Genomic DNA, 22,267 nt, shown 5'->3' with positions numbered 1-22,267 from the left:
GTCGAAAACTTAAGGCTCGACCCTCGCCACTGTCAAACGCTTCGATGTGGAAATGTTAGGCTGCGGAAACCCCGACAAGGATGTGAGCCATGAGCGAGAGCGCCCCAGAGGACGAGGTGGACGTGATCATCCAGGAGTGGCGGCAGGCCAGGCCCGACCTCGACGCCTCCCCCATAGGCGTCGTGGGGCGGCTGTCACGAGCCTCGCGGCTGCTCGAACGCGGCGTCAAGGACCTCTTCGAGGAGCACGGCCTGCAGCCCTGGGAGTTCGACGTGCTGGCCACGCTGCTGCGCTCCGGCCCGCCGTACCTGCTCTGCGCGGGCGACCTGAGCGCGGCGGCGATGGTGAGCTCCGCGGCCCTCACCAACCGGGTCGACCACCTCGTGGCCAAGGGCCTGGTCCACCGCGAGGTCGACCCCGCGCACCGGCGCCGCGTGCTGATCTCGCTGACCGATCAGGGTTTCGCCGTGGTCAACGAGGTCGTCGAGCACCACATCGCCAACGAGAACCGCCTGCTGTCCGGCCTGACCGCGGCCGACCGCGACCACCTGACTGTGCTGCTGCGCCGCCTGCTCGTCTCCCTCGGCGACACGGGCCGCGCCACCGGCTGACCACTCACGTCGCCCCCACCGGCGACTCCTTCTGACCACCGCCTCTCCGCAGCGGCGCCCTTCCCCTTGGAGGGCGCCGCTCTGGTTCGACGGCATCTGGTGGGGTATGCGGCGTCCGTTCCCGGTGCGACGTCCCACCCCCTCGCTCGTTTCCCAGATGCCGCGGGACCTGCGGTGTTAGCCTCGACTGGTGCTCGAACCCGGGACCAGACTCAGCGGCCGCTACCGTCTGCTGTCCAGGCTGGGTGGTGGCGGCATGGGCGAGGTCTGGCGTGCCGACGACGACGTGCTCGGCCGTACCGTCGCGGTGAAGGTCCTCCTGCCGGCGCTCATGGAGGACCCGCGCTTCGCCCAGCGCTTCCAGAACGAGGCCAGGGCGATGGCCACGCTCACCCACCCCGGCGTGGTCGACGTCTACGACTACGGCACCTGCGAGCTCGGCGACGGGCGCCGGGTGAGCTTCCTGGTGATGGAGTACGTCGACGGCGAGTCGCTCGACCGGCTGCTGCGCCGCTCGGCGCTCACGGCCGACGAGACCATGCGGCTGGTCGCCGAGGTGGCCGACGCCCTGGCCGCGGCCCACGAGCGCGGCATCGTGCACCGCGACGTCAAGCCCGCCAACCTGATGATCAAGGCGGACGGCAGCGTCACCCTCACCGACTTCGGCATCGCCCACTCCGCCTCCGGCGGCCAGCTGACCGCGACCGGCACCGTGATGTGCTCGGCCGGCTACTGCGCTCCCGAGCAGGCCTCGGCGGGCGACATCACCCCCGCCGTCGACGTCTACGCCCTCGGCGTGGTGGCCTACCAGTGCCTGACCGGCAGGCTGCCCTTCGACGGCGAGACCCCCGTCCAGATCATCTTCAAGCACCTCAGGGCCGCCGTGCCGCCGCTGCCCGACGACGTGCCTCCCGCGTCGCGCGCGCTGGTCATGTGGGCGCTGGAGAAGGACCCGGCCATGCGCTGGGCCTGCGCCACCGACATGGCCTCCGCCGCCAGGCACGCCGCCGCCCACCCGATGGACGACCTCAGCCCGGTCAGCGGCCGGGGCCAGGACGCCGAGCCCGCGGCGCCACCCGCGGGCGCGGGGGCGCCGGGAGCCGCCGTCCCCGATGCCGAGCCCGGTGCCGAGCCCGGCGCCGACCTCCGCACGCTCCCCGCCGGCCGGCCGCGCCGTGGTCGCCGGCGGGCGCTGGTGATAACGGGCGCCACCCTGGCCGCCCTCGCCGCCGCGGTGGCGGCCGTCGGGTGGACATGGTTCCGGCAGCCGGTCCCCGCGGGCGGGGTGCGGCAGGAACTGCCCGTGGCCGAGCCGGTCGGGGGACGCACGATCCAGGCCCGGGTGCCGATCAAGCAGGAGCCCGGCCGGGTGCCCCCGGTCGGCGGCAAGGTCAGGCCCACGCCCAGCCCCGACCAGGCGGCCACCGCGCCACCGCCCTCGTCCGTGCCGAGCGTCCCCGTCACACCGCCGGTCACGCCGCCCGCCGAGCCGACCCGCGAGCCGACCGCCGCGCCGACGCAGGAGCCGACGAAGCCCGCCGAGCCGCAGGAGCCCACCACCGAGCCGACCGTCGACCCGCCCACACCGGACCCGCAGACCGGGCCGGGCGGCGACATCCAGTGCATCAAGGCGCCCTGCCCCTGACGGCGTCGCCGCACACCGGCGGCCGGGCCCGGTTTGATGACGGCCACGGCGGTGGTGTTGGGTGGATGGCGTGGGTCCCCGACCCTCGGGATCCTGTCATCCGCCGACCCCATGAGAGAGTGATCACGTGGAAACGACTCGTGATCTGCTCGTCGCGCTGGCCAATCGTTACGCGTTCGCCGACCTCGGCGCGCTGGCCCCGACCGAGGAGATCGCCGAGGTCTGCGAGTTCGGCCAGCGCCTGCTCTCGCTGGATGCCGAGGACTTCGCGGTGGGCGCGCCCGCCGTACCGAGCGATCTGCGCCGCAGGGCGCGCGACTGCCACATGCCGCAGACCCCGCGCGAGCAGCCGAGGGGCGCGCTCGACTCGCTGCGCCCCGCGTACGGCCTGCTGCTGGAGGTCATCGCCATCAGGTGGTTCCGCCGCGAGCTGAGCCCGATGATCGCCGCCGTGCACATCAGCAGCGAGTACCTGCCGCTGCTGGCCTTCGAGTCGCAGCTGGGTCACGCGGGCGACCCCGCGCGCTGGCCGGAGGGGCTGACCGTGCCCGGCAGCAGGTTCGGGGTGATCGGCGACAGGGAGTGCGACCACACCAAGTCGGAGCAGTCGGCCACCAACCGCACGCTGCGGGTGGCGGGCGAACCGCCGGAGGGCTGGCGCGCCTACTTCGACCGGCAGCACAGCCAGGTGGCCGGCGCGCTGGCCGTGTGCGTGGCCACCTGCCGCAACCCGTGCTCGGCGATGGACTGGATCGATCCGAAGGCGAAGGAGGACCTGCACGTGCGGGCCCGCACCGCGCTGGCGTTCGCCGAGACCCCGCTGGTACGGCTGCGCCACGCCGCTCCCGTCGGCCACGGCTTCGGCGTCCCCTCCCCGGAGGAGGTGCTCGACGCGTGGGAGCGCAGCCGCCTGGCCCTGGACAAGAACGAGGTGGGCGCCCGCGCGCTGGTCGACGACGGCTTCCCGATCCCCGGGCTGCCGTCGCTCGTCTCCGCCATCGCGGGAACACCGCTGGAGCCGTCCACGCTCCTGCGCGACGTGAGCGCGCACGTGGCCGGCCTGCTCAGGGCCTGCGACGATCTGGCATGATCCACGATCATGTGGAACTTCTCGTCTGACGCCGCCGAGTACGCCGCGCACGCCGAGGCCTTCCTGAAGGCGGACCCGGCGGCCAACACCGTTCCGCTCACCGTCCTGGCGGGGACGCGCATGGGCATGTGGGGCGATCGGCACCTGTTCGGCTGGTGGAGCGAGGACGGCGAGGTCAGCGGGGCGATGTTCCGTACCGCTCCGCACCCCCTCTACCTGGCGCGCATGCCGCTGGCCGCGGTGCCGCCGCTGGCCCGGGAGCTGCGCGCACGCGGCGTCGAGACGCCGGAGGTGTCCGGGCCCGCCGACCTGGTCGACGCCTTCCTCGACGCCTCCGGAGCCACCGAGCGCGCCCCCCGCCGCAACGAGAGGCTCTACCGGCTCGGCACGCTGGCCGTCCCGGAGGTGACCGGTCACGGGCGCCGCGCCACCCTGGGCGACTTCCCCCTGGTGGTGAACTGGTACGAGGCCTTCGCCGTCGAGGCGGGCCTGCGCGTCGGCGACGACCTGGCCGAGCGCACCCACCGTCGCATCGAGCAGGGCGACATGCTGCTCTGGATCGACGGCGACGTGCCCGTCTCGTTCGCGGGCATCTCGCCGGAGGCGGCGGGAATGTGCAGGATCGGGCCCGTCTACACGCCACCGTCGAGCCGCCGCCGCGGGTACGGCTCCGCCGTCACCGCCTACGCCAGCCAGGTGGCGCTCGCCGAGCGGTGCACGATGACCGTGCTGTTCACCGACCTGAGCAACCCCACCAGCAACGCCATCTACCAGAGCATCGGCTACGAGCCGGTGTCCGACTACGCCTTCGTCGTGCTCGACCCCGTACGCTAGAGCCATGCCGCGTTACGACTTCCGCTGCCGCGCCTGCGGTTCCACGTTCGAGCTCACCCGCCCGATGTCGGCCTCCGGCGACCCCGCGGCCTGCCCCGAGGGCCACACCGACACGGTCAAGCTGCTGTCCACGGTCGCCGTGACCGGCGGCGCCACCGCACCCTCGGGTGGCGGCGGCGGGTGCTGCGGCGGCGGCTGCTGCTCCTGACCGCTCTCGGCCGCCCGCCGGGGCGTGCTATGCGGGCGACTCGACACCCGTGAACGCGCGGACGGCCAGCGTGGCCACCCGCTCGACGGTCTCGACCCCCGTGTCCATGGCGGGGCTGCGCTCCGACAGCACCGCGACGAGCAGGTCGTGGCCGGGCAGCGCGAGCCGGCCGACGCTGTTGACGGTCCACCCGCCGTCGTGCAGGCCGACGGGCAGCCAGCCGTTCTTCAGCGCCACCCGGCCCCGCCCCGCCGCCGCGCCGACACCCCACGCCTGCGCGGGAACGACCGACGACATCAGCTCGAGGGCGTAGCGGCGGTGGCCGGTCGCCAGCGGTCCTGCCGGGCCGGTCAGCCGGTCGAGCACCTTCACCTGGTCGGACGGCCTGCTCAGGGTCATGCCCCAGCTGTAGCCGGGCATCGTGTGGGAGATGCCGAGCCCGTACAGGACTCTGGCCAGGCCGCGCGGCCCGCCGATGGCGGTGTACAGGCGTTCGGCGCTGGCGTTGTCGCTCTGCCTGATCATCCGGTCGGCGTGCCGCCGTTCCCGGGCCGTCAGCTCGCGCGCCTGGCTCTGGGCGCGCAGCAGGAGAGCGAGCAGGATGTCCACCTTCACGACGCTGGCCAGCGGGAACGGCTCGTCCTCGTGGAAGGCGTACCGGATGCCGGTGGTCCGGTCATGGACGGCCACCGCGCACCGGCCGGGGCGGCCGGCGAGGTAGGCGGTGAGCGAGCGGTCCAGCCTGCGCCGCGTCTGCTCGGGCAGCGCCGACCCGGCCGCGTCGCGCTCGGCGGCGTCGCGCTCGGCGGCGTCGCGCTCGGCGGCGTCGCGCTCGGCGGCGGAGGGCGCGGTCTCCGCCGCCCGATGCGCAGGAGCCGACGGCGCGGCGTCGGCGTGCGCGCACCCGCCGGCGAGGATCGCCGGCACGGCGACGAGCACGATGCCCCGTAAACGCATGCAGGGAGCCTGCCAGCCGTCCGGCAAGGCCAGTGGCTGCCGAAGGTCAACGGCCGCCCAAGGTCCCGGACGGCGACGGCGTGGGACCGGAGCGGGTCCCGCCCTCAGGCCGGGGGGTTGTCAGCGGAGGGGCAGGGTCGGGTGCGGGCCGGTGGGGGCATGGCCCGTCATGGTGCTGGTGATGGCCCACCGCTCGTGGTCGCGCCAGGCTCCGTCGATGAACAGCAGGTCGGGCGAGTAGCCCTCCATGCGGAAGCCGAGCCGCCGGACGAGCTTCAGGGAAGCCTGGTTGTCCGGCTGGATGTTGGCCTCCAGCCGGTGGAGTCGCAGGTGCTCGAACGCGTACCGCAGCACCAGGCCGAGCCCGTCGGACATGTATCCCTGGCCGGCGGAGGGAGCGAAGGCCGCGTAGCCGAGGGAGCCGCACTGGAAGCGTCCGCGGATGATGCTGTTGATGTTGACGGTTCCCGCGACGGCGCCGGTGTCCCGCACGCGGACCAGCAGTCCCTCGGCGGCCGACGGGTCGTCGAACCGCCGCAGATAGGTCTGGAACTCCTGCGGCGTGGTGGGCAGTGCCATCCACGGCCGGTGCAGGTCGGCGCTGGCGTGGACCAGGTCGAGGAACTCGCGTTGGTCGTCGCCGGTGATCGGACACAAGGTCACGCGGCAGGAACCCAGCCGCTCATCGGTCAGGAACGTCTCGGCCCCGTCGCTCCGCATCACACGGGGAACGGTATCGCGGTTCGCGGCGAGGACACGAAGCGCGCGGCGGCCCCCGCCCCCCTTCGACACGGGGAAACCGGGCGCCGCGGCCTCCCGCCCCGGGAGGGGCCGGGAGACCGCGGCGGGATGGCGTCCCCCGCCGCCGTGGGACGGGAGACCGCGGCGGGATGGCGTCCCCCGCCGCCGTGGGACGGGAGACCGCGGTGGGACGGCGTCCCCCGCCGCCGTGGGGCGGGGGACAGGGTCAGGCGGCCTTGCGCCGCTGGAACGGCAGGAATCGTTCGGCCAGGTGCGGCCGGGCGGGGGTCAGCGTCGGCTCCACCGCGATGATGCGGTCGAACCGGAACGCCCTGATCCCGCGACGCAGCCGGCACACGCCGACCAGGTACCAGTATTCGCGGTGGACCAGGCAGGTCACCGGGTCGACGTCACGGATCGTGACGTGGCCCCCGGCGTCGCGGTAGTGGATGCGGATGACGAGCCTGCTGGTGATCGCCTCGGCGATCACCCTGGCTCGGGAGGCCACCTCCACGGGCAGCGGATCGGTGAGCGTCGCGAGGGTGGTGGCGATGACGTCGTCGTCGAGCTCCAGGTGCTCGAACGCGTGACGCAGGCCGCGGCGCGCGGTGACGGCCTGCGGGCCCGATCCCAGGTGCGCCAGGGAGAGGGCGAGGGCGGCGATCTCGGCGGTCGTCAGGGGTCGCGTGGAGGACTTCACGACTGTCGTCATACCCCGAGAGTACGGGACGGCACCGACAATTTTCGAAAGAGTGTACGGCTATCGGCATCCGGATGAAGCGTGCACATCGTCGACCTGCCGGATGCCGCCACGGCGCGCGCGTTCGTCTTCGACGAGCCCGACTACCAGGCCGGTGTGTACCGGGACGTGGTGTTGCGCCGCTGACGCAACGTGCTGGGGCGCACCATGTGGGACTTCCCCGGCGGCCGGGACGGCGGCAACCGGTACCTGGTGCTGGGCCTCGGCTCCGGGCACGCTGCCGACCTCGTCCCGCCGCCCGACCGGGACGAGCTGATCGCGTACGGGCCGCCGCTGTCCGACGACGGCACCACCTGGCTGGGTACGGCGCTGCTGGTCCGGGCGCCGGACCCGGATGCGGCACGCGCCGTCCTGGCCGTGGACCGCTACGCCGACATCGCGGTCCACGACTGGGAGTTCGGCGGGCGGCGGTGGCCCACCGCGTTCCCCTCATCCGGAGGTGTCACGACGACCACGAGAAGGCGCGGGCCGCTCGGGAGGCGTGTCAGCGCGACAGCTGGGACAGGTCCCGGGAGGCGCCCGTCGAGGCGGACGTCGTCATCGCGGCGTAGGCCTGCAGCGCCACGCTCACCGGCCGCTGACGCTCGCGCGGACGGTAGCCGCCCAGGTCGGCCAGCAGCCGCTCGCGCCGCTGGGCCAGCTCGGCCTCCGGCACCCGCAGCTCCAGGAGCCGGTTGGGGATGTCGATCTCGATGAGGTCGCCGTCTTCCACCAGCGCGATCGCGCCGCCCTCCGCCGCCTCCGGGGAGGCGTGGCCGATGGACAGGCCCGAGGTGCCGCCGGAGAAACGCCCGTCGGTGACCAGCGCGCACGCCTTGCCGAGCCCCTTGCCCTTGAGGAAGGAGGTCGGGTACAGCATCTCCTGCATGCCGGGGCCGCCCTTCGGGCCCTCGTAGCGGATGACGACCACGTCGCCCTCCTTGACCCTGCCGCCGAGGATGCCTTCGACGGCATCCTCCTGCGACTCGAACACCACGGCCGGTCCGGTGAACCTCCAGATCGACTCGTCGACGCCCGCGGTCTTCACCACGGCGCCGTCGCGGGAGATGTTGCCGTAGAGGACGGCCAGGCCGCCGTCCTTGCTGTAGGCGTGCTCCCGGTCGCGGATGCAGCCCTCGGCGCGGTCGAGGTCGAGGGAGTCCCAGCGGTTGTCCTGGGAGTAGGGCTTGACGGTGCGGACGTTGCCCGGCGCGGCGTGCCACAGCTCGACGGCCTCGGGCAGCACGGTCTCCGAGGCGGGGTCCCAGGCGGCGATGACCTCGCCGAGCGTGCCGCCGTTGACGGTGTGCACGTCGCGGTGGAGCAGGCCCGCCCGGTCGAGCTGCCCCAGGATGCCGGGGATGCCGCCGGCCCGGTGGACGTCCTCGATGTGGTACTTGTTCGTGGCCGGGGCGACCTTGCACAGGCACGGCACCCGCAGGGAGATCTCGTTGATCTCCTTGAGCCCGAAGTCGACCTGGGCCTCGCGGGCGGCCGCCAGGATGTGCAGGATCGTGTTGGTGGAGCCGCCCATGGCCACGTCGAGAGCCATGGCGTTCTCGAAGGAGTCCTTGGTGGCGATCGCGCGCGGCAGCACCGTCTCGTCGTCGCCGTCGTAGTAGCGCTTGGCGAGTTCGACCACGCGGCGACCGGCGTCCTCGAAGAGCCTCTTGCGCGCCTTGTGCGTGGCCAGGATGGTGCCGTTGCCGGGGAGCGCCAGGCCCATCGCCTCGGCCAGGCAGTTCATGGAGTTGGCGGTGAACATGCCCGAGCAGGAGCCGCAGGTCGGGCAGGCGTTCTCCTCCATCTCCAGGAGCTCCTCGTCGGAGACGGACGCGTCGGCCGCGGCGATCATCGGGTCGACCAGGTCGAGCTTGCGGCCGGGCGTCTTGCCCGCCTCCATCGGCCCGCCGGAGACGAAGATCGTCGGAATGTTCAGCCTGAAGGCGGCCAGCAGCATGCCGGGCGTGATCTTGTCGCAGTTGGAGACGCAGATCAGGGCGTCGGCGCAGTGCGCGTTCACCATGTACTCCACGGCGTCGGCGATCAGCTCCCGGCTGGGCAGGGAGTAGAGCATGCCGCCGTGGCCCATGGCGATGCCGTCGTCGACGGCGATCGTGTTGAACTCGCGCGGGATCGCCCCCGCCTCCCTGATCGCGCCGGCGACGACCTCGCCGACCTCGCGCAGGTGCACGTGACCCGGCACGAACTGGGTGAAGCTGTTGGCCACCGCGATGATGGGCTTGCCGAAGTCGCTGCCGGCTACACCGGTCGCCCGGAGCAGGGCCCGGGCGCCGACCATGTTCCTGCCGTGCGTGACCGTACGAGACCTGAGGGCGGGCATGTGCGCTTCTCCCATCGACTAGCGAGTCTTCACATGGTACGACCCTCGCTCGGTGACTGAGACGCGCGTCCACGGGCCGGACAGCCACCCGCCCATGCGAAAGCCGCCGCACGGCGTGCGGCGGCTTTGCTCCAGCCGGCCCCGCTAGCCCTCGCCGTAGCGGGGCGGCAGCACCTGGGCGGCGATCTGGTACAGCCGCTCGATCTCCTCGTCGGTGAGGGCGCGCTCCCGCTTGGTGATCCACTTGCGCGCCCGGCCGCCCTCGTAGACGTCCACGTCGCGGATCGTCATGATCTTCCAGGGGACGGGCGGGCCGTAGATCGCCAGCGACGCCACGACCGTGACCTCACGGCCGTAGGACTTGCTGATCAGCTCGCTGGCCTGCGTCGCCTCCCACTTGGCCTCGGTGAGGCGCGGCTTCATGTCGAAGGGCCCGTGGAAGAGCTTCTTGCCCATCTGCACGCGCACCGGCAGGCGCTTGTCCCACTTCTCCGAGTCGACCGCGTAGACGCCCGTCGGGCCGATGACCAGATGGTCGATCTGCGCCTCGCTGCCGGGGATCGCCCTGGCGTGGAGGGTGCGGTAGCCGCTGCGCTCCAGCCGCTTCAGCTGCGCCTCGGTCCTGCGCTCGGCGACCGAGGAGCGCCGCCACGCGGGCACCGTGGAGTGCGACCTGGCGCGGTAGACCGTGTCGGCGATCGCGGCGAGGACGGCCGCGGTGATGCCCACGCGCACGTCGGCGGCGAGGAAGCCCACCACCACGCCGGCGGCCACGGCGATCAGGACGCGGACGCCCAGATGCCGGAATCGGGGCTGCTGGAGCAGGCTGAGCAGGGAAGCGCGCTCGACCGGCGCGTACGTTGAGGTGGGTGTGGAGTGGTCGGCGGCGGTGCCCTCGTCGTCGGCAGGCCTGTCACTCACCCAGATCGGTGACGTAGTGTTACCGTCTTCGCGCTGCTTAGCGGAGTCCACGCTACAAACGGTAGCCGAGGGCCCGGCCGGTGCCTACTGCTGGCGCGTCCATAGTTTTATGGCCCACGTCACCGCGTTTACCACCGGAATTCGGGGTATCTACCTCTTTTCTTCTCTAGACAACTCAGCCTACTCTGCGGTTCGTGGCGCACATACATGATCTCACCGCTCGTGAGCAGGCGGAAGCCGTCAGGCGCCGGGAAATCTCACCAGTTGAGATCGTTGAACACTACCTCGAGCGCATCGAGCGGATCGACCCGCAGGTCGGCGCCTATGTCACGGTGACGGCCGAGCGCGCGCTCGCCCAGGCGCGCGCGCTCACCGAGCCGCACGGCCCCCTGTACGGCGTGCCGATCCCGATCAAGGATCTCAACCTGGTCAAGGACGTGCCGATCAGGTTCGGTTCGGCGACCTACGAGGACTTCGTCGCGCCCGTCGACGACACGGTCGTGGAGCGGCTGCGCGACGCCGGCACCGTCATGCTGGGCAAGACCGCGACGCCCGAGTTCGGCCTGCCGTGCTACACCGAGACCGCCGTGTCGCCGCCCAGCCGTACCCCGTGGGACCTGTCACGCTCGGCGGGCGGGTCGAGCGGCGGCGCGGCGGCCGCGGTGGCGGCGGGGCTGGCGCCCGCCGCGCACGGCAGCGACGGCGCGGGGTCGATCAGGATCCCCTCGTCGGTCTGCGGCCTGTTCGGCATCAAGCCGACGCGGGGCCGCATCAGCTTCGCCCCGATCATCCCGGACCTGGCGGGGCTGTCGACCAACGGGCCGATCGCCAGGACCGTGGCCGACGCCGCGGCGCTGCTGGACGTGATGGCGCACAACAACCCAGGTGACCTCTACCTCGCCCCGCCGCACGAGGGCACCTTCCTCGAGTGCGCGGCCATGGAGCCCGGCCGCCTGCGGATCGCGCGCTACGCGACTCCCGTCGTGGAGGGGGCCGAGGTGCACCCCGACGTGCTGGCCGCCTACGAGGCGGCGAGCAAGACCCTGGAGGGTCTCGGGCACGAGATCGTCGACATCGCCTCGCCGTTCGGGCCCGACCTGGTACCGCAGTTCGTCACGATGTGGTTCACCTTCGCCTGCATGCACCCGGTCGCGCTCGACCGGCAGGACCTGCTGCGCCCGCTGACGGCGTGGCTGCGCGAGCGCGGCTTCGCCGTACCGGCGCCCGCGTTCCTGCAGGCGCAGTCGTCGCTGCAGCTGGCCACGCGCATGGCGCTGATGGCGACCGACCCCTACGACGCGGTGCTCACGCCCACGGTCACGCAGCCGCCCGTCCCCGTCGGCTGGTTCGAGGACGGCGGCGACCCGGAGGAGACCTTCGAGCGGATGAAGCGCTTCGCCCCCTTCCCGCCGGTCTACAACGTGAGCGGGCAGCCCGCCGTCAACCTCCCGCTGCACTGGAACGCCGACGGCCTGCCGATCGGCGTCATGCTGGCGGGACGGGTGGGCGGCGAGGGCACGCTGATCTCGCTGTCGGCGCAGGTCGAGGCGGCCCGGGGCGGCTTCTGGGGCAGGCGGAGACCGCCCGTCTGGTGACGGGGCTGGTCCGCGCGTCGCGGCGGGTTTACCGTCGAGGTGTGGACAGCGCGCTGGAGATCTTCGGTTTCCTCGTCGGAACCTCGCTCGGGCTGTTTCTGCTGATCAGCCTGGTGGTCATGCTGCCGTCCAGGACGGCCAAGGAGGAGTCCCCCGGCGTCGTGTGGCTGGGCGGCCCCGGGCACAGCGAGCACGGGGTCAGCACCTCGGGGCTGGTGCTCGCCGACCGCAGGGCCCACTGGGCCCCCGCGCCCGAGGTCGACTGGGTGGGCGAGGCCGAGACCGCCGAGCCGGCCAGAGGCGTCGGCGGCGCCTCGGCGGGGTGGTGACGGCGATGCGCACGCTCACCCCCGCCCAGGCCGACGACGTCCGCACGGCTTTGCAGCACGCCGAACGGCGCAGCGGGCTGCGCTTCAGCGCCTTCCTCGGCGCCTCCGCGGACGGCAGGCGCCACTTCGCCGAGCGCCTGCACGCCGCGATGGGTGAGGAGTCGCCTGACGCTGTGCTAATCCTCGTCGACCCCGAGGGCCGCGGCCTGGAGATCGTCACGGGCGAGAACGCCAGGCGGCGGCTGTCCGACGGGGCGTGCAGGCTGGCCGCCATGTCGATGGCCACCGCCTTCAGCGCCGGCGACCTCGCCGGTGGCCTGCTCTACGGGATCAACACCCTGGCCGAGCAGGCCACGCGACGCTGAGCCGGCGGCGCGCCGCCGCTAGGCCGCCGTCTCGGACAGGTAGGGCGCCCATTGGGGATCGCCGACGAGCTGGGCGCCGATGAGCCGCCAGTGGGCGCCCCTTGGCACCGCGGGGGCGACGCGCAGCGTCCACCCCAGCTCCTCCAGGAACTTGTCGGCCTTCCTGTGGTTGCACGGCATGCACGAGGCGACGCAGTTCTCCCACGTGTGGGTGCCGCCCCGCGAACGGGGGATGACGTGGTCGATGGTCTCGGCCCGCTGCCCGCAGTAGGCGCAGCGGAAGTCGTCACGACGCATGAGCGCCGCCCGCGTCAGGGGGATGCGAGACCGGTAGGGAATACGGACATATCTTCGGAGCCTGATCACCGACGGGACGTCCACCGTACAGGTGGCGGAGCGCAGCACCGCTCCCCTGCCGTCACGGTGGACGACGTCGGCCTTCTCCCTCAGCACCAGCACGACTGCTCGGTGCAGCGACAGCGTGGTCAGTGGCTCGTAGGTGGCGTTGAGCAGGAGTACTTGGCGCATCAGGGGGCCACCCCCCGACGCAGGGGTATCAGAGGGGCCATGACCCCTGTTGGCGGTCCCTCCTGGGACCCGGTCGCTTCCGTCACGTGGACCTCCGCCGGACGGTCCAACGGATGGTCACCACGGCACCGTCCTTCACCAAGTCTGGCGTTTACGGCATGCCCCCGCCACCCATTACTGATGACCAAAGGGACGCGCGATGTCATATATGCCCGGTCTACTCGGGCTTTACGCGTCACAGGTAGGGTTCAGACATGTACCCAGCAGCTCGCCGAGACGACGTCGTCGAGAACCTGCACGGCACGCCCGTGCCCGACCCCTACCGATGGCTCGAGGACTCCGACGATCCGGAGGTGAAGGGCTGGCTGCTGGCGCAGGAGGAACTGTTCCGGTCGCAGGTCCAGCCGCAGCGGTTCAAGGAGCGCATCGCCGAGCTGCTCCGGTCCGGCTCGGTGGGCGTGCCCGTGTGGCGGGGCGAGCGCCACTTCTTCTCCCGGCGCACACCTGACCAGGAGCACGCCGTCTACTACGCCGTCGACGCCGACGGCACCGAGCGCGCGCTCATCGACCCGATGGCCATCGACTCCTCGGGGCTGACCACGCTCGACGCGGTGCAGCCCGACAAGGAGGGGCGCCTGCTGGCGTACCAGATCTCGGTCGGCGGCGACGAGGAGTCCTCGCTCTACATCGTCGACGTGGCGACGGGCCGGCGGGTCGAGGGCCCGATCGACCGGTGCCGCTACTCCCCCGTCGCCTGGCTGCCCGGCGGCGAGGCGTTCTACTACGTGCGCCGCCTGCCGAGCACCGAGGTGCCCGAGGGCGAGTCGCAGTTCCACCGCCGCGTCTACCTGCACCGCGTCGGCACCTCCACGGAGGACGACGTGATGATCTTCGGCGACGGCATGAAGATGACCAACTACTACGGCGTGTCGGTCTCCCGCGACGGCCGCTGGCTGCAGATCTCCGCCGCCGAGGGCACGGCGCCGCGCAACGACCTGTGGGTGGCCGACCTGACCGCCTCCCCCGCCGAGCGGCCCCAGCTGACCGTGGTCCAGGAGGGCGTCGACGCCCAGACCGGGCTGGTCTTCGGCCGCGACGGGCGCCTGTACGTCCACACCGACCGCGACGCGCCGCGCGCGCGGGTCTGCGTCGCCGACCCGGCCGCCCCGTCGGTCTGGACCGACCTCATCCCCGAGGACCCCGAGGCGGTGCTGACCGACTTCGCCATCCTCGACGACCTCGAGCGGCCGGTCATGCTGGTCGGCTGGACCCGTCACGCGATCAGCGAGATCACCGTGCACGACCTGGCGAGCGGCGAGCGGATCGGCGAGGTGCCCACCCCCGGCCTCGGCACGATCGGCGGGATCTCCGAGCGGCCCGAGGGCGGCCACGAGGCGTGGTTCGGCTACACCGACAACACCACGCCGCCGACCATCCAGCGCTACGACGCCCGCACCGGCGAGACCACGTTGTGGGCCGCCTCCCCCGGCGCGGTCGAGGTGCCGCCGGTCAAGACCTCGCAGGTGGTCTACCGGTCCAAGGACGGCACCGAGGTCCACATGCTGGTGATCGAGCCGGTCGACCGCGAGGGGCCGCGCCCGACGATCCTGAACGGCTACGGCGGCTTCGGCATCTCGATGACGCCCGGCTACTCCGCCTCCATCCTGACCTGGGTCGAGGCGGGCGGCGTCTACGCGATCGCGGGTCTGCGCGGCGGCGGTGAGGAGGGCGAGGACTGGCACCGCGCCGGCATGCTCGCCAACAAGCAGAACGTCTTCGACGACTTCCACGCCGCCGCCGAGCACCTGATCGCCACGGGCGTCACCACCTCCGCGCAGCTGGCCATCTCGGGCGGGTCCAACGGCGGCCTGCTGGTCGGCGCCGCCCTCACCCAGCGGCCCGACCTCTACGCGGCCGTGGCGTGCTCGGCGCCGCTGCTCGACATGATCCGCTACGAGCTGTTCGGGCTCGGCGCGACGTGGAACGTCGAGTACGGCTCGGCCGAGGATCCGGCGGAGTTCCCCTGGCTGTGGGCCTACTCGCCCTACCACCACGTGCGCGAGGGCGTCACCTACCCGGCGACGCTGTTCACCGTCTTCCAGTCCGACACCAGGGTGCACCCGCTGCACGCGTGGAAGATGTGCGCGGCGCTGCAGCAGGCCCAGGCGGGTGACGCGCCGATCCTGCTGCGCAACGAGACCGAGGTGGGGCACGGCGCCCGGTCGGTGAGCAGGACCGTCGACCTGGCCGCCGACCAGCTGACCTTCCTGGCCCGCCACACCGGCCTCTGACGGTCTCTTCCCCCGGGGGCCCCGCGCCTCCGGGGGAAGGGCGAACGCCGGGACGGCCGGGTATGGTCGGGGCATGGACGGGACGGCGGCCGGCCGCGCCCCGGCGGTGCCGGGTCTCACCGCGATCGAGCGCACACCCGGCCCCGCCCTGCGCCCCTACGTCACGCGGATGTGGGCCTACAGCGAACGCTACGACCATCCGGTGACCCGCACCGAGGTGGCGACGCCCGGCGTGGTGCTGATCCTCGCCTTCGGCGCCGCCATGGAGGTCGACGGCGCGCGCCTCACCTCGTTCGTGGGCGGCCTCGGCGACCGCTACACCGTGACCAGGATGACCGCGCCGACGGAGGGCGTGGAGGTCCTGCTCACCCCGTTCGGGGCGCGCCGCCTGTTCGGCGTGCCGATGAGCGGGCTGGCGAACCTCGTGGTGCCGATCGACGACCTGCTGCCCGCGTGGGGTCCCGCGGCGGTCGAAAGGCTCGGCGAGCTCGCCTCGTGGCCCGGCCGTCTCGCGGCCGCCGAGGCGCTGCTGCGGGCCCGCATCCTGGCCGCCCCGCCGCCCGACCCCCGCGTGGTGTGGGCGTGGGATCGCCTGGTCGAGTCGTCGGGAACGGCCGGCGTCACAGGGCTGGCGGGATCGCTCGGCTGGAGCCACCGCCACCTCGTGGCCCGCTTCCGCGACCACGTGGGCCTGACCCCGAAGGCGGCGGCCAGGGTGATCCGCTTCGAGCGGGCGATGAGCCTGCTCCGCTCGGGAGCCGACCTCGCCCGCGTGGCGGCGGCGTGCGGCTTCTACGACCAGCCCCACATGAACCGGGAGTTCCGCGCGATGGCCGGCGCCACGCCCGGTCAGATTCGTCCAAGACACCCGGCGGGCGCGGGCACAGACTCGTTCTCATGACGAGAACCGTTTTCGCGCTCGCCCGCTACCAGGACGTCCAGGCCGCCGTCGGCTTCCTGACCGCGGCCTTCGGGTTCGAGCCGCACGAGGTGATGAAGGACCACGCCGAGATCCTGGTCGGCGACGACATCATCATGCTCGGGCGGGGCACGCCCGGCGGTCCGGGCGTCTACGTCGCCGTCGACGACCCCGACGCGCACCACGACAAGGCGGTGGCCGCGGGCGCCGTCGTCACCATGGAGCTGACGGACCAGCCCTACGGGTCCAGGGAGTACGCGTGCAAGGACCCCGAGGGCAACCTCTGGTTCTTCGGCACCTATCGGCCCTGACCTCGCCTCGTCCGCACGGCCCGCCGGAGTCCCGCTGGAGCACGCGTGACGGACGGGCGGCCACCGGTGAGGGACGGTGGCCGTGGCCCGGCCTGCCGTACGGGAGGGATCAGCGGGGGAAGACGATGGTCTTGTGGCCGTCGAGCAGCACCCGCTGCTCGGCGTGCCACCGGACGGCGCGCGCCAGCGCGACGCACTCGACGTCCCGGCCCATGGCGACCAGGTCGTCCGGCGTGTGGCTGTGGTTGACGCGCGCCACCTCCTGCTCGATGATCGGCCCCTCGTCCAGGTCGGACGTGACGTAGTGGGCGGTCGCGCCGATCAGCTTCACCCCGCGGTCGTGCGCCTGGTGGTACGGCTTGGCGCCCTTGAACGACGGCAGGAACGAGTGGTGGATGTTGATCGCCCGGCCGGCCAGCTTCTCGCACAGGTCGGCCGACAGCACCTGCATGTAGCGGGCGAGCACCACCAGCTCCACCTGGTAGTGCTCGACCAGCGCGAGGATCTCCGCCTCCTGCTTCGGCTTGGTCTCCGGGGTGACCGGCAGGTGGTGGTAGTCGATCCCGTACGACTGGGTGAGCGGCCGCAGGTCGGGATGGTTGGAGGCGACGGCGACGATCTCGATGTCGAGCAGCCCCGAGCGGACCCGGTAGAGCAGGTCGTTCAGGCAGTGGCCGAACCTGCTGACCAGGATGAGCACCCGCGGCTTCACCGAGAGGTCGCGCAGCTTGAACTCCATGCCCCACTCGGGCGCCAGCGTGGCGAAGGCGGCGCTCAGCTCGTCGTGCGGCAGGCCCGCCCTGAACTGCACCCGCATGAAGAACCGCGCGGCGGCCTGGTCGCCGAACTGCTGGCTCTCGGTGATGTTGCAGCCGCTTCTGGCCAGCAGACCAGACACGGCGGCGACCACCCCGGGGCGGTCGGGGCAGGACAACGTCAGGACGTACTCGGCGTTCATACCTTGACTCTCGCGGAGGTGGGATCGTAGGGCGCCTTGCGGCTGATCTGGGCAGGGTACCTCTCTCCCGCGCAGTCCACCTCGGCCATGGCCGGTGTGCCGGTCACGAAGCCGAGCGCCACGGTCCTGCCGATGGTGGGACCGTGGGCGGCGGAGGTGACGTAGCCGACCGGCTCGCCGTCCACGAGCAGGGATTCACCTCCCCACAGGTGCGCCTCCGTGGTGATCGACACGATCGTCCCGCGCGCGTCGTGGATCCGGTCCATGCCCCGAAGGGGGCGCTCTTCTTGCAGGTGAACAGCAGGCCCGCCGCGGCCGGGGTGACGTCGGGGCCGAGCTCGCGGCCCCACGCCCGGTAGCCCTTCTCCAGGCGCATGGCCTCGATCGCGTAGTGGCCTGCCTGCCTGACGCCCGTCGCGAGCAGCCTCTCGTAGACGGTGACCGCGAACTCGGCCGGCACGTAGAGCTCCCAGCCCAGCTCGCCGACGTAGGTGACGCGGCTGGCCCGGACGGTGGCGTGGCCGAGGTCGATCAGCCGCGAGGTGCCGAACTCCCCCAGTTCCGCCTTCGACACCGTGCGCAGGATGTTCCTGGACTCGGGCCCCATGAGGCCGAAGACGGCGTAGGCGCTGGTGACGTCCACCAGGACCGCCCGGCGCTCGCCGATGCCCCTGGAGATGTGGTCGAAGTCGCGCGTGGCCTGCGCCGACCCCGTGACGATGAGGTACTCGTCGGCCGACACCCTGGTCACCGTCAGGTCGCTCTCGTAGCCGCCCCTGTCGTTGAGCATGCCCGTGTAGACGACCCGGCCGACCTCCACGTCGACGTCCGCCGTGCACAGCCACTGCAGCGCCGCGGTGGCCTCTGGACCCTTCAGCGTGAACTTGGCGAACGACGTCTGGTCGAACAGCGCCGCCTCGCTCCTGCAGGCGCCGACCTCCGCGTCGACCGTCTCCTGCCATCCCGGCCTGCCGAAGGTGTACGGCGCGGCCGGCCCGAAGTAGTTGACCCGCTCCCAGCCCATCTTGGCGCCGAAGCAGGCGCCCGACGCGGCCAGCAGGTGGTGTGGCGGTCTCCACGCCGCGCACCCGCCCGTCCCTGACGGCGGTGCCGGTGACCCTGGCGCGTTCGACGACCTCCACGCCGCGCCGCTGGGCTCCGCGGGCCAGGGCCTGGGTGAGGTCGGAGGGGTTCGCCTTGCCGTCGCCCGGCAGCCACACGCCGCCGACCAGGTCGTCGGTGCGCATGACCGGCCACAGCTCGCCCGCCTCCCTGGCGGTGACGACCTCGGCGGCGATGCCGTAGGCGCGGGCCTGCGCCGCCGTCCTTCTGAGCTGGGTCATCCGCTCGGGGGTGCGGGCGACGCTGACGCTGCCGCAGCGCTTCCAGCCGGTGCCGAACCCCGTCTCCCTCTCCAGGCGGGCGTACAGGTCGGTGCTGTACCTGATCAGCCTGGTCATGCTCTCGGTACTGCGCAGCTGCCCGACCAGGCCGGCCGCGTGCCAGGTGGTGCCGCACGACAGCTGACCCTGCTCCAGCACGACGACGTCGCTCCAGCCGAGCTCGGCCAGATGGTAGGCCACGCTGCAGCCGACGATGCCACCGCCGACGATGACGACCTGCGCCCGGCTCCTCAAGAAACGCTCCTCAACCTGGGCCATGTGCGCACCGAGCGCAGCATGGCGATGAAAGCCTGTTCGGCGGGGCCCAGCAGCCGGTCGCGGCGGTGGGCCAGCACGATCGGGCGGGGCCTGGGCGCGGGAGTGACCTCCACCGCGGCCAGCCGCCCGTCGGCGAGCTCCTGCTCCACGCAGTGCTCCGACACCAGCGAGACGCCGAGCCCCGCGGCGACCGCCTGCTTGATCGTCTCGGGGCCCCAGATCTCTGTCCGCTTGTCGAGGCCCCACGTTTCCATCGCCTGTTCCTGCAGCTCACGCGTGGACGAGCCGGGCTCGCGGATGAGGAAGAGCTCCTCGGCCAACGCGGCCGGCTCCGCCGTACCGCTCCTGGACAGGTGGTGGCCCGGTTCGGTGATCACGACGAGCCTGTCCTCCAGGATCGGCTCGCTGACCAGCTGCGGCGCCGAAGGCTGGCCGGCCAGGACGGCGACGCCGATCTCGCCGTCCACCAGCCCGCGCTCGACCTGCTGGCCGTTGCCGACCCGGATGCCGATCTCGATGCCCGGATGGCGGTCGCGGAAGGCGGCCAGCAGCGGCGGCAGCAGGTAGGTGCCGACCGTGGTGGTGCCGCCGGCGACCAGCTTGCCGGCCTGCAGCCCCGACACCTGCCGGATGGCGGCCACCGCCTCGTCGGCGAGCAGGAAGACGCGCCTGGCGTACTCCAGCATGACCTCGCCCTCGGGCGTGAGCCTGATCCGCGCGCCGCTGCGGTCGATCAGCGTGACGCGCAACGCCTGCTCAAGCTGCCTGACCTGGTGCGACACCGACGGCTGGCTCAGGTAGAGCTTCTGCGCCGCGGCCGAGAAACCACCGCACTCCACCACCGTCATGAAGATCCACAGCCGGTGCAGGTTGAGCTGCATGCCTTGTTAACCCCTTGCTGCCTCGATCGACTCGCCGAGCGCCGTTTCGAGCTGCTCGAGCCGGTGCCAGGGGATCTCCCCCATCGTGCAGATGCGGAAGAAATCGTCCGACAGTCGCCCCTGACCTGCGTAGACAACGTAGCCGCGCTTCTTGAGCTCGTCGTGAAGCGCCTGGTACGTCACACCGTCCGGCAGGTGAAGCATCGTCACGGTGTTGGACCTGAAACGTTCATCGACGAGGATCTTCAGGCCCAGCCGTTCGAACTGCCCGCGCACCAGCGCCGCCCGCTCGCGGTACAGCTTGGTCCGCGCCGCGAACCCGCCCTGCGCCTCGTACTCCTCGATCGCCTCGTCCAGGGCGTAGCAGACCTGGACGGCAGGCGTGAACGGCACGTCGTTCTTCAGATAGCCGGCCGCGTCGAGGTAGAGGCTGCGCTCGGGAACCTCGTGGATCCTGGCGACCGAGGCCGGGCTGCACAGGATGAACGCCATGCCCGGCAGGCCGTGCAGACCCTTGTTGGCGGTGCCGCAGACCACGTCGACGCGCACGTCCGCGAGGTCCTGGTCCTCGATCGCGGTGCCGGAGATCGCGTCGATCACGAACAGCGCTCCCGAACCCGCGACGACCTCGCCGATCTCCCTGATCGGGTTGATGAGGCCGGTCGTGGTCTCGTGGTGGACGCAGACCACCGCGTCGATGTCGTCGTGCGCGGCGAGCGCGCGCCGCACCGCCTCCGGGTCGGCCGGGACCGTCCAGTCGCTCCTGACCTCGTGGACGGCGATGCCGTGCGCGCGGGCGATCTTGATCATGCGGTCGCCGTACACGCCGTTGTTGACGACGAGCACCGCGCGGTCCTCCCGCACGGAGCTGATCACCGCCATCTCCATGGCGGCCGTCCCCGAACCGGTGACCAGGACGGCCTCGTGGGTGCCGCCGAGGTTCAGGCAGCGGGGCAGCGCCTCGCGGATCCTGAACAGCAGCTCGGTGAACTCCGGCTCGCGGTGGCACAGGTCTCCGCGCAGCAGGGCGTCCTTGACCCGCTGGGACGTACAGGCTGGTCCGGGATTCAGCAGAATGAGCTCTTCGTCCATCATCCACTCGATCTTCTGGAGATATCGGGCGTAATGGACGCTAGCCGGGTGCCCAGCCTGCGACCAGGCAGGATTTCGCTATGACCCTCATAGGCGGACGACGCCGGGCGGCCCCCTCGCCACCCCGCGCCCAGGTGTTCCGCGCGTCGGTGATCTGGGGAGCCTTCGACTCGCCGGCGACACGACCATGACCCGTGACAGCGTCTATATCGGACATCATGAATGACGGGCTTGTGATCCCTTCGCCCGTCGGATTGGGTGAAGCGCATGCCCCTGGAGGTCGTGGTCGCCGGCCTGTTCGCCGTCGTGTCGGGGATGAACGACGGCGGCGCGCTGCTGGCCACCGGGCTCAAGCTCCCCGCCGTCCGGCCCGTCGTCGGCGTCCTCACCCTGGTCCTGCTGACCGGCGCGGTGCCGCTGGTGTCCCAGCACGTGGCGCAGACCTTCGCCACCCGGCTCGCCTCCTTCGAAGGCCCGGACGCCTCCCGCGCCATGATCGTCGCCGTGCTGTCGGCCATCGCGGTCGTCCTGGCGCTCAGCCACTACGGGCAGCCCACCAGCCTGACCCTCGCCATCGTCGGCGGCCTCACCGGCGCCGGCCTCGGTGCCGGGCTCCAGGTGTCGGCGGCTTCCGTGGCGCTCGTGCTCGCCGTCGGGATGCTGGCGCCCTTCGCCGGAGCGCTGGCCGGCTGGGTCGTGATCCGGCTGCTCGTCCTCCTGACCGACGCCCGGGGCCTGCGCCGGTGGCACTGGGCGGGCTTCCTCCTGCAGTGCGTCGCCTACGCGGCCAACGACGGGCAGAAGATGCTGGCCGTCTTCCTGATCGCCCTGGGCACCTCGGGGCCGTCCGTCTCGTTCACCGCCGCGCTGCTGTTCGGCCTCGGGACCGTGTACGGCATGCCCAAGGCGGGCCGTACGCTCAGCCGGGAGATCATCGTGTCCCGGCCGTTGCACGGGGTGACGGCCGAACTGGCGTCCGGCGCGACGGTGATCGGGTGCGCGGCGGCCGGGATGCCGGTGAGCATGACCCAGGCCATCGCGGGCGGACTCATCGGCGCGGGCGTCGCCCAGGGCAGCGGCAGGGTGCGGTGGTACGCGGCCGTCAAGATCGTGCTCGCCTGGATCCTCACCTTGCCGGCGGCTGGACTGCTGGCGGCTCTGACGGCCCTCGCCCTGCGGGAGCTCGGATGAGGCGCGAAGAGGAGGCCGGCCAGGAACGGGCCCGCGCAACCGCACAGAAGGCACGA

The 22,267-nt window shown here is 72.0% G+C and carries 24 protein-coding genes and 1 pseudogene; 13 read left to right on the top strand and 12 right to left on the bottom strand.

The features are described 5' to 3' along the window. Positions 1 to 89 precede the first annotated feature (89 nt). The 5 genes from ACWDLG_RS13970 to ACWDLG_RS13950 all read left to right on the top strand — a co-directional run bounded on the left by ACWDLG_RS13970 (position 90) and on the right by ACWDLG_RS13950 (position 4,388). The gene (locus ACWDLG_RS13970; protein WP_449919622.1) at positions 90 to 611 is read left to right on the top strand and encodes a MarR family winged helix-turn-helix transcriptional regulator; all 522 of its coding nucleotides are present in this window, start codon (positions 90 to 92) and stop codon (positions 609 to 611) included. 190 nt (positions 612 to 801) lie between these two features. Beyond that, positions 802 to 2,256, top strand: a complete 1,455-nt coding sequence (locus ACWDLG_RS13965) for a serine/threonine-protein kinase (protein ID WP_449919619.1) — start codon at positions 802 to 804, stop codon at positions 2,254 to 2,256. A 127-nt stretch (positions 2,257 to 2,383) separates the two neighbouring features. Further along, positions 2,384 to 3,346, top strand: coding sequence for a hypothetical protein (locus tag ACWDLG_RS13960; RefSeq protein ID WP_449919617.1), 963 nt, complete (start codon positions 2,384 to 2,386; stop codon positions 3,344 to 3,346). A 9-nt stretch (positions 3,347 to 3,355) separates the two neighbouring features. Next, a complete protein-coding gene (locus ACWDLG_RS13955; protein WP_449919614.1) occupies positions 3,356 to 4,180 on the top strand; it encodes a GNAT family N-acetyltransferase in 825 nt (274 codons plus the stop codon). A 4-nt stretch (positions 4,181 to 4,184) separates the two neighbouring features. Beyond that, positions 4,185 to 4,388 (top strand): FmdB family zinc ribbon protein, encoded by a 204-nt coding sequence (locus tag ACWDLG_RS13950; protein ID WP_354914905.1) that lies wholly within the window; start codon positions 4,185 to 4,187, stop codon positions 4,386 to 4,388. 27 nt (positions 4,389 to 4,415) lie between these two features. Here the strand turns inward: ACWDLG_RS13950 and ACWDLG_RS13945 are convergent, their stop codons facing one another. The 3 genes from ACWDLG_RS13945 to ACWDLG_RS13935 all read right to left on the bottom strand — a co-directional run bounded on the left by ACWDLG_RS13945 (position 4,416) and on the right by ACWDLG_RS13935 (position 6,798). Further along, entirely contained in the window at positions 4,416 to 5,345 is a 930-nt protein-coding gene (locus tag ACWDLG_RS13945) for a serine hydrolase (RefSeq protein WP_449919611.1), read from the bottom strand. A 120-nt stretch (positions 5,346 to 5,465) separates the two neighbouring features. Beyond that, entirely contained in the window at positions 5,466 to 6,065 is a 600-nt protein-coding gene (locus ACWDLG_RS13940) for a GNAT family N-acetyltransferase (protein WP_449919736.1), read from the bottom strand. Between the two features lie 247 nt (positions 6,066 to 6,312). Next, positions 6,313 to 6,798, bottom strand: coding sequence for a helix-turn-helix transcriptional regulator (locus ACWDLG_RS13935; RefSeq protein WP_354914909.1), 486 nt, complete (start codon positions 6,796 to 6,798; stop codon positions 6,313 to 6,315). Positions 6,799 to 6,867: 69 nt separating this feature from the next. Between ACWDLG_RS13935 and ACWDLG_RS13930 the strand changes: the two genes are divergently transcribed. Beyond that, complete coding sequence (locus tag ACWDLG_RS13930; RefSeq protein ID WP_449919608.1) at positions 6,868 to 6,972, top strand: hypothetical protein; 105 nt, start codon at positions 6,868 to 6,870, stop codon at positions 6,970 to 6,972. Between the two features lie 358 nt (positions 6,973 to 7,330). Here ACWDLG_RS13930 and ilvD read toward each other — a convergent pair whose 3' ends face one another. Further along, positions 7,331 to 9,169 (bottom strand): dihydroxy-acid dehydratase, encoded by a 1,839-nt coding sequence (gene ilvD, locus ACWDLG_RS13925; RefSeq protein WP_449919605.1) that lies wholly within the window; start codon positions 9,167 to 9,169, stop codon positions 7,331 to 7,333. Between the two features lie 144 nt (positions 9,170 to 9,313). After that, positions 9,314 to 10,090 (bottom strand): nuclease-related domain-containing protein, encoded by a 777-nt coding sequence (locus tag ACWDLG_RS13920; RefSeq protein ID WP_449919602.1) that lies wholly within the window; start codon positions 10,088 to 10,090, stop codon positions 9,314 to 9,316. 194 nt (positions 10,091 to 10,284) lie between these two features. Between ACWDLG_RS13920 and ACWDLG_RS13915 the strand changes: the two genes are divergently transcribed. From ACWDLG_RS13915 to ACWDLG_RS13905, 3 genes are read left to right on the top strand one after another with little or no spacing between them, the layout of a single operon-like run. After that, entirely contained in the window at positions 10,285 to 11,685 is a 1,401-nt protein-coding gene (locus ACWDLG_RS13915) for an amidase (protein ID WP_449919599.1), read from the top strand. Between the two features lie 41 nt (positions 11,686 to 11,726). Continuing rightward, positions 11,727 to 12,014, top strand: coding sequence for a hypothetical protein (locus ACWDLG_RS13910; protein WP_449919596.1), 288 nt, complete (start codon positions 11,727 to 11,729; stop codon positions 12,012 to 12,014). A gap of 5 nt (positions 12,015 to 12,019) precedes the next feature. Continuing rightward, the gene (locus tag ACWDLG_RS13905) at positions 12,020 to 12,379 is read left to right on the top strand and encodes a DUF5130 family protein (RefSeq protein WP_449919593.1); all 360 of its coding nucleotides are present in this window, start codon (positions 12,020 to 12,022) and stop codon (positions 12,377 to 12,379) included. A gap of 18 nt (positions 12,380 to 12,397) precedes the next feature. Here the strand turns inward: ACWDLG_RS13905 and ACWDLG_RS13900 are convergent, their stop codons facing one another. Further along, positions 12,398 to 12,907, bottom strand: coding sequence for an HNH endonuclease (locus tag ACWDLG_RS13900; protein WP_354914927.1), 510 nt, complete (start codon positions 12,905 to 12,907; stop codon positions 12,398 to 12,400). 254 nt (positions 12,908 to 13,161) lie between these two features. Here ACWDLG_RS13900 and ACWDLG_RS13895 point away from each other — a divergent pair, with 254 nt between their 5' ends. The 3 genes from ACWDLG_RS13895 (at position 13,162) to ACWDLG_RS13885 (ending at position 16,428) form a co-directional block, all read left to right on the top strand. Further along, entirely contained in the window at positions 13,162 to 15,198 is a 2,037-nt protein-coding gene (locus ACWDLG_RS13895) for a prolyl oligopeptidase family serine peptidase (protein WP_449919590.1), read from the top strand. A 73-nt stretch (positions 15,199 to 15,271) separates the two neighbouring features. Further along, complete coding sequence (locus tag ACWDLG_RS13890) at positions 15,272 to 16,099, top strand: helix-turn-helix domain-containing protein (RefSeq protein WP_449919588.1); 828 nt, start codon at positions 15,272 to 15,274, stop codon at positions 16,097 to 16,099. Then, positions 16,096 to 16,428: a VOC family protein gene (locus ACWDLG_RS13885; protein WP_449919586.1), complete on the top strand. Its 333-nt coding sequence runs from the start codon at positions 16,096 to 16,098 to the stop codon at positions 16,426 to 16,428. The genes ACWDLG_RS13890 and ACWDLG_RS13885 overlap by 4 nt, the downstream gene beginning before the upstream one ends. Before the next feature lie 109 nt (positions 16,429 to 16,537). Here the strand turns inward: ACWDLG_RS13885 and purU are convergent, their stop codons facing one another. The 6 genes and pseudogenes from purU to ACWDLG_RS13855 all read right to left on the bottom strand — a co-directional run bounded on the left by purU (position 16,538) and on the right by ACWDLG_RS13855 (position 21,023). After that, the gene (purU, locus tag ACWDLG_RS13880; RefSeq protein WP_449919584.1) at positions 16,538 to 17,386 is read right to left on the bottom strand and encodes a formyltetrahydrofolate deformylase; all 849 of its coding nucleotides are present in this window, start codon (positions 17,384 to 17,386) and stop codon (positions 16,538 to 16,540) included. Then, on the bottom strand, positions 17,383 to 17,571 hold the full coding sequence (locus ACWDLG_RS13875) for a glycine cleavage T C-terminal barrel domain-containing protein (RefSeq protein WP_449919735.1): 189 nt from the start codon (positions 17,569 to 17,571) through the stop codon (positions 17,383 to 17,385). The genes purU and ACWDLG_RS13875 overlap by 4 nt, the downstream gene beginning before the upstream one ends. After that, on the bottom strand, positions 17,490 to 18,410 hold the full coding sequence (locus tag ACWDLG_RS13870; protein WP_449919583.1) for a hypothetical protein: 921 nt from the start codon (positions 18,408 to 18,410) through the stop codon (positions 17,490 to 17,492). Before ACWDLG_RS13870 ends, ACWDLG_RS13875 begins: the two co-directional genes overlap by 82 nt. Positions 18,411 to 18,492: 82 nt before the next feature. Then, a pseudogene (locus tag ACWDLG_RS13865) lies at positions 18,493 to 19,047 on the bottom strand (NAD(P)/FAD-dependent oxidoreductase); the annotation flags it as partial. Further along, complete coding sequence (locus ACWDLG_RS13860; RefSeq protein ID WP_449919580.1) at positions 19,020 to 19,928, bottom strand: LysR family transcriptional regulator; 909 nt, start codon at positions 19,926 to 19,928, stop codon at positions 19,020 to 19,022. The gene ACWDLG_RS13860 and the pseudogene ACWDLG_RS13865, both read right to left, overlap by 28 nt. A gap of 6 nt (positions 19,929 to 19,934) precedes the next feature. After that, positions 19,935 to 21,023 carry a pyridoxal-phosphate-dependent aminotransferase family protein gene (locus tag ACWDLG_RS13855; protein WP_449919577.1) on the bottom strand — a complete coding sequence of 363 codons (1,089 nt, stop codon included), beginning with the start codon at positions 21,021 to 21,023 and terminating at the stop codon, positions 19,935 to 19,937. Positions 21,024 to 21,287: 264 nt separating this feature from the next. Between ACWDLG_RS13855 and ACWDLG_RS13850 the strand changes: the two genes are divergently transcribed. Beyond that, on the top strand, positions 21,288 to 22,211 hold the full coding sequence (locus ACWDLG_RS13850) for an anion permease (protein WP_449919574.1): 924 nt from the start codon (positions 21,288 to 21,290) through the stop codon (positions 22,209 to 22,211). Positions 22,212 to 22,267 lie beyond the last annotated feature (56 nt).

The organism is Nonomuraea sp. NPDC003727, assembly GCF_053586935.1.
This window is presented reverse-complemented; position numbering and strand designations above follow the sequence as displayed.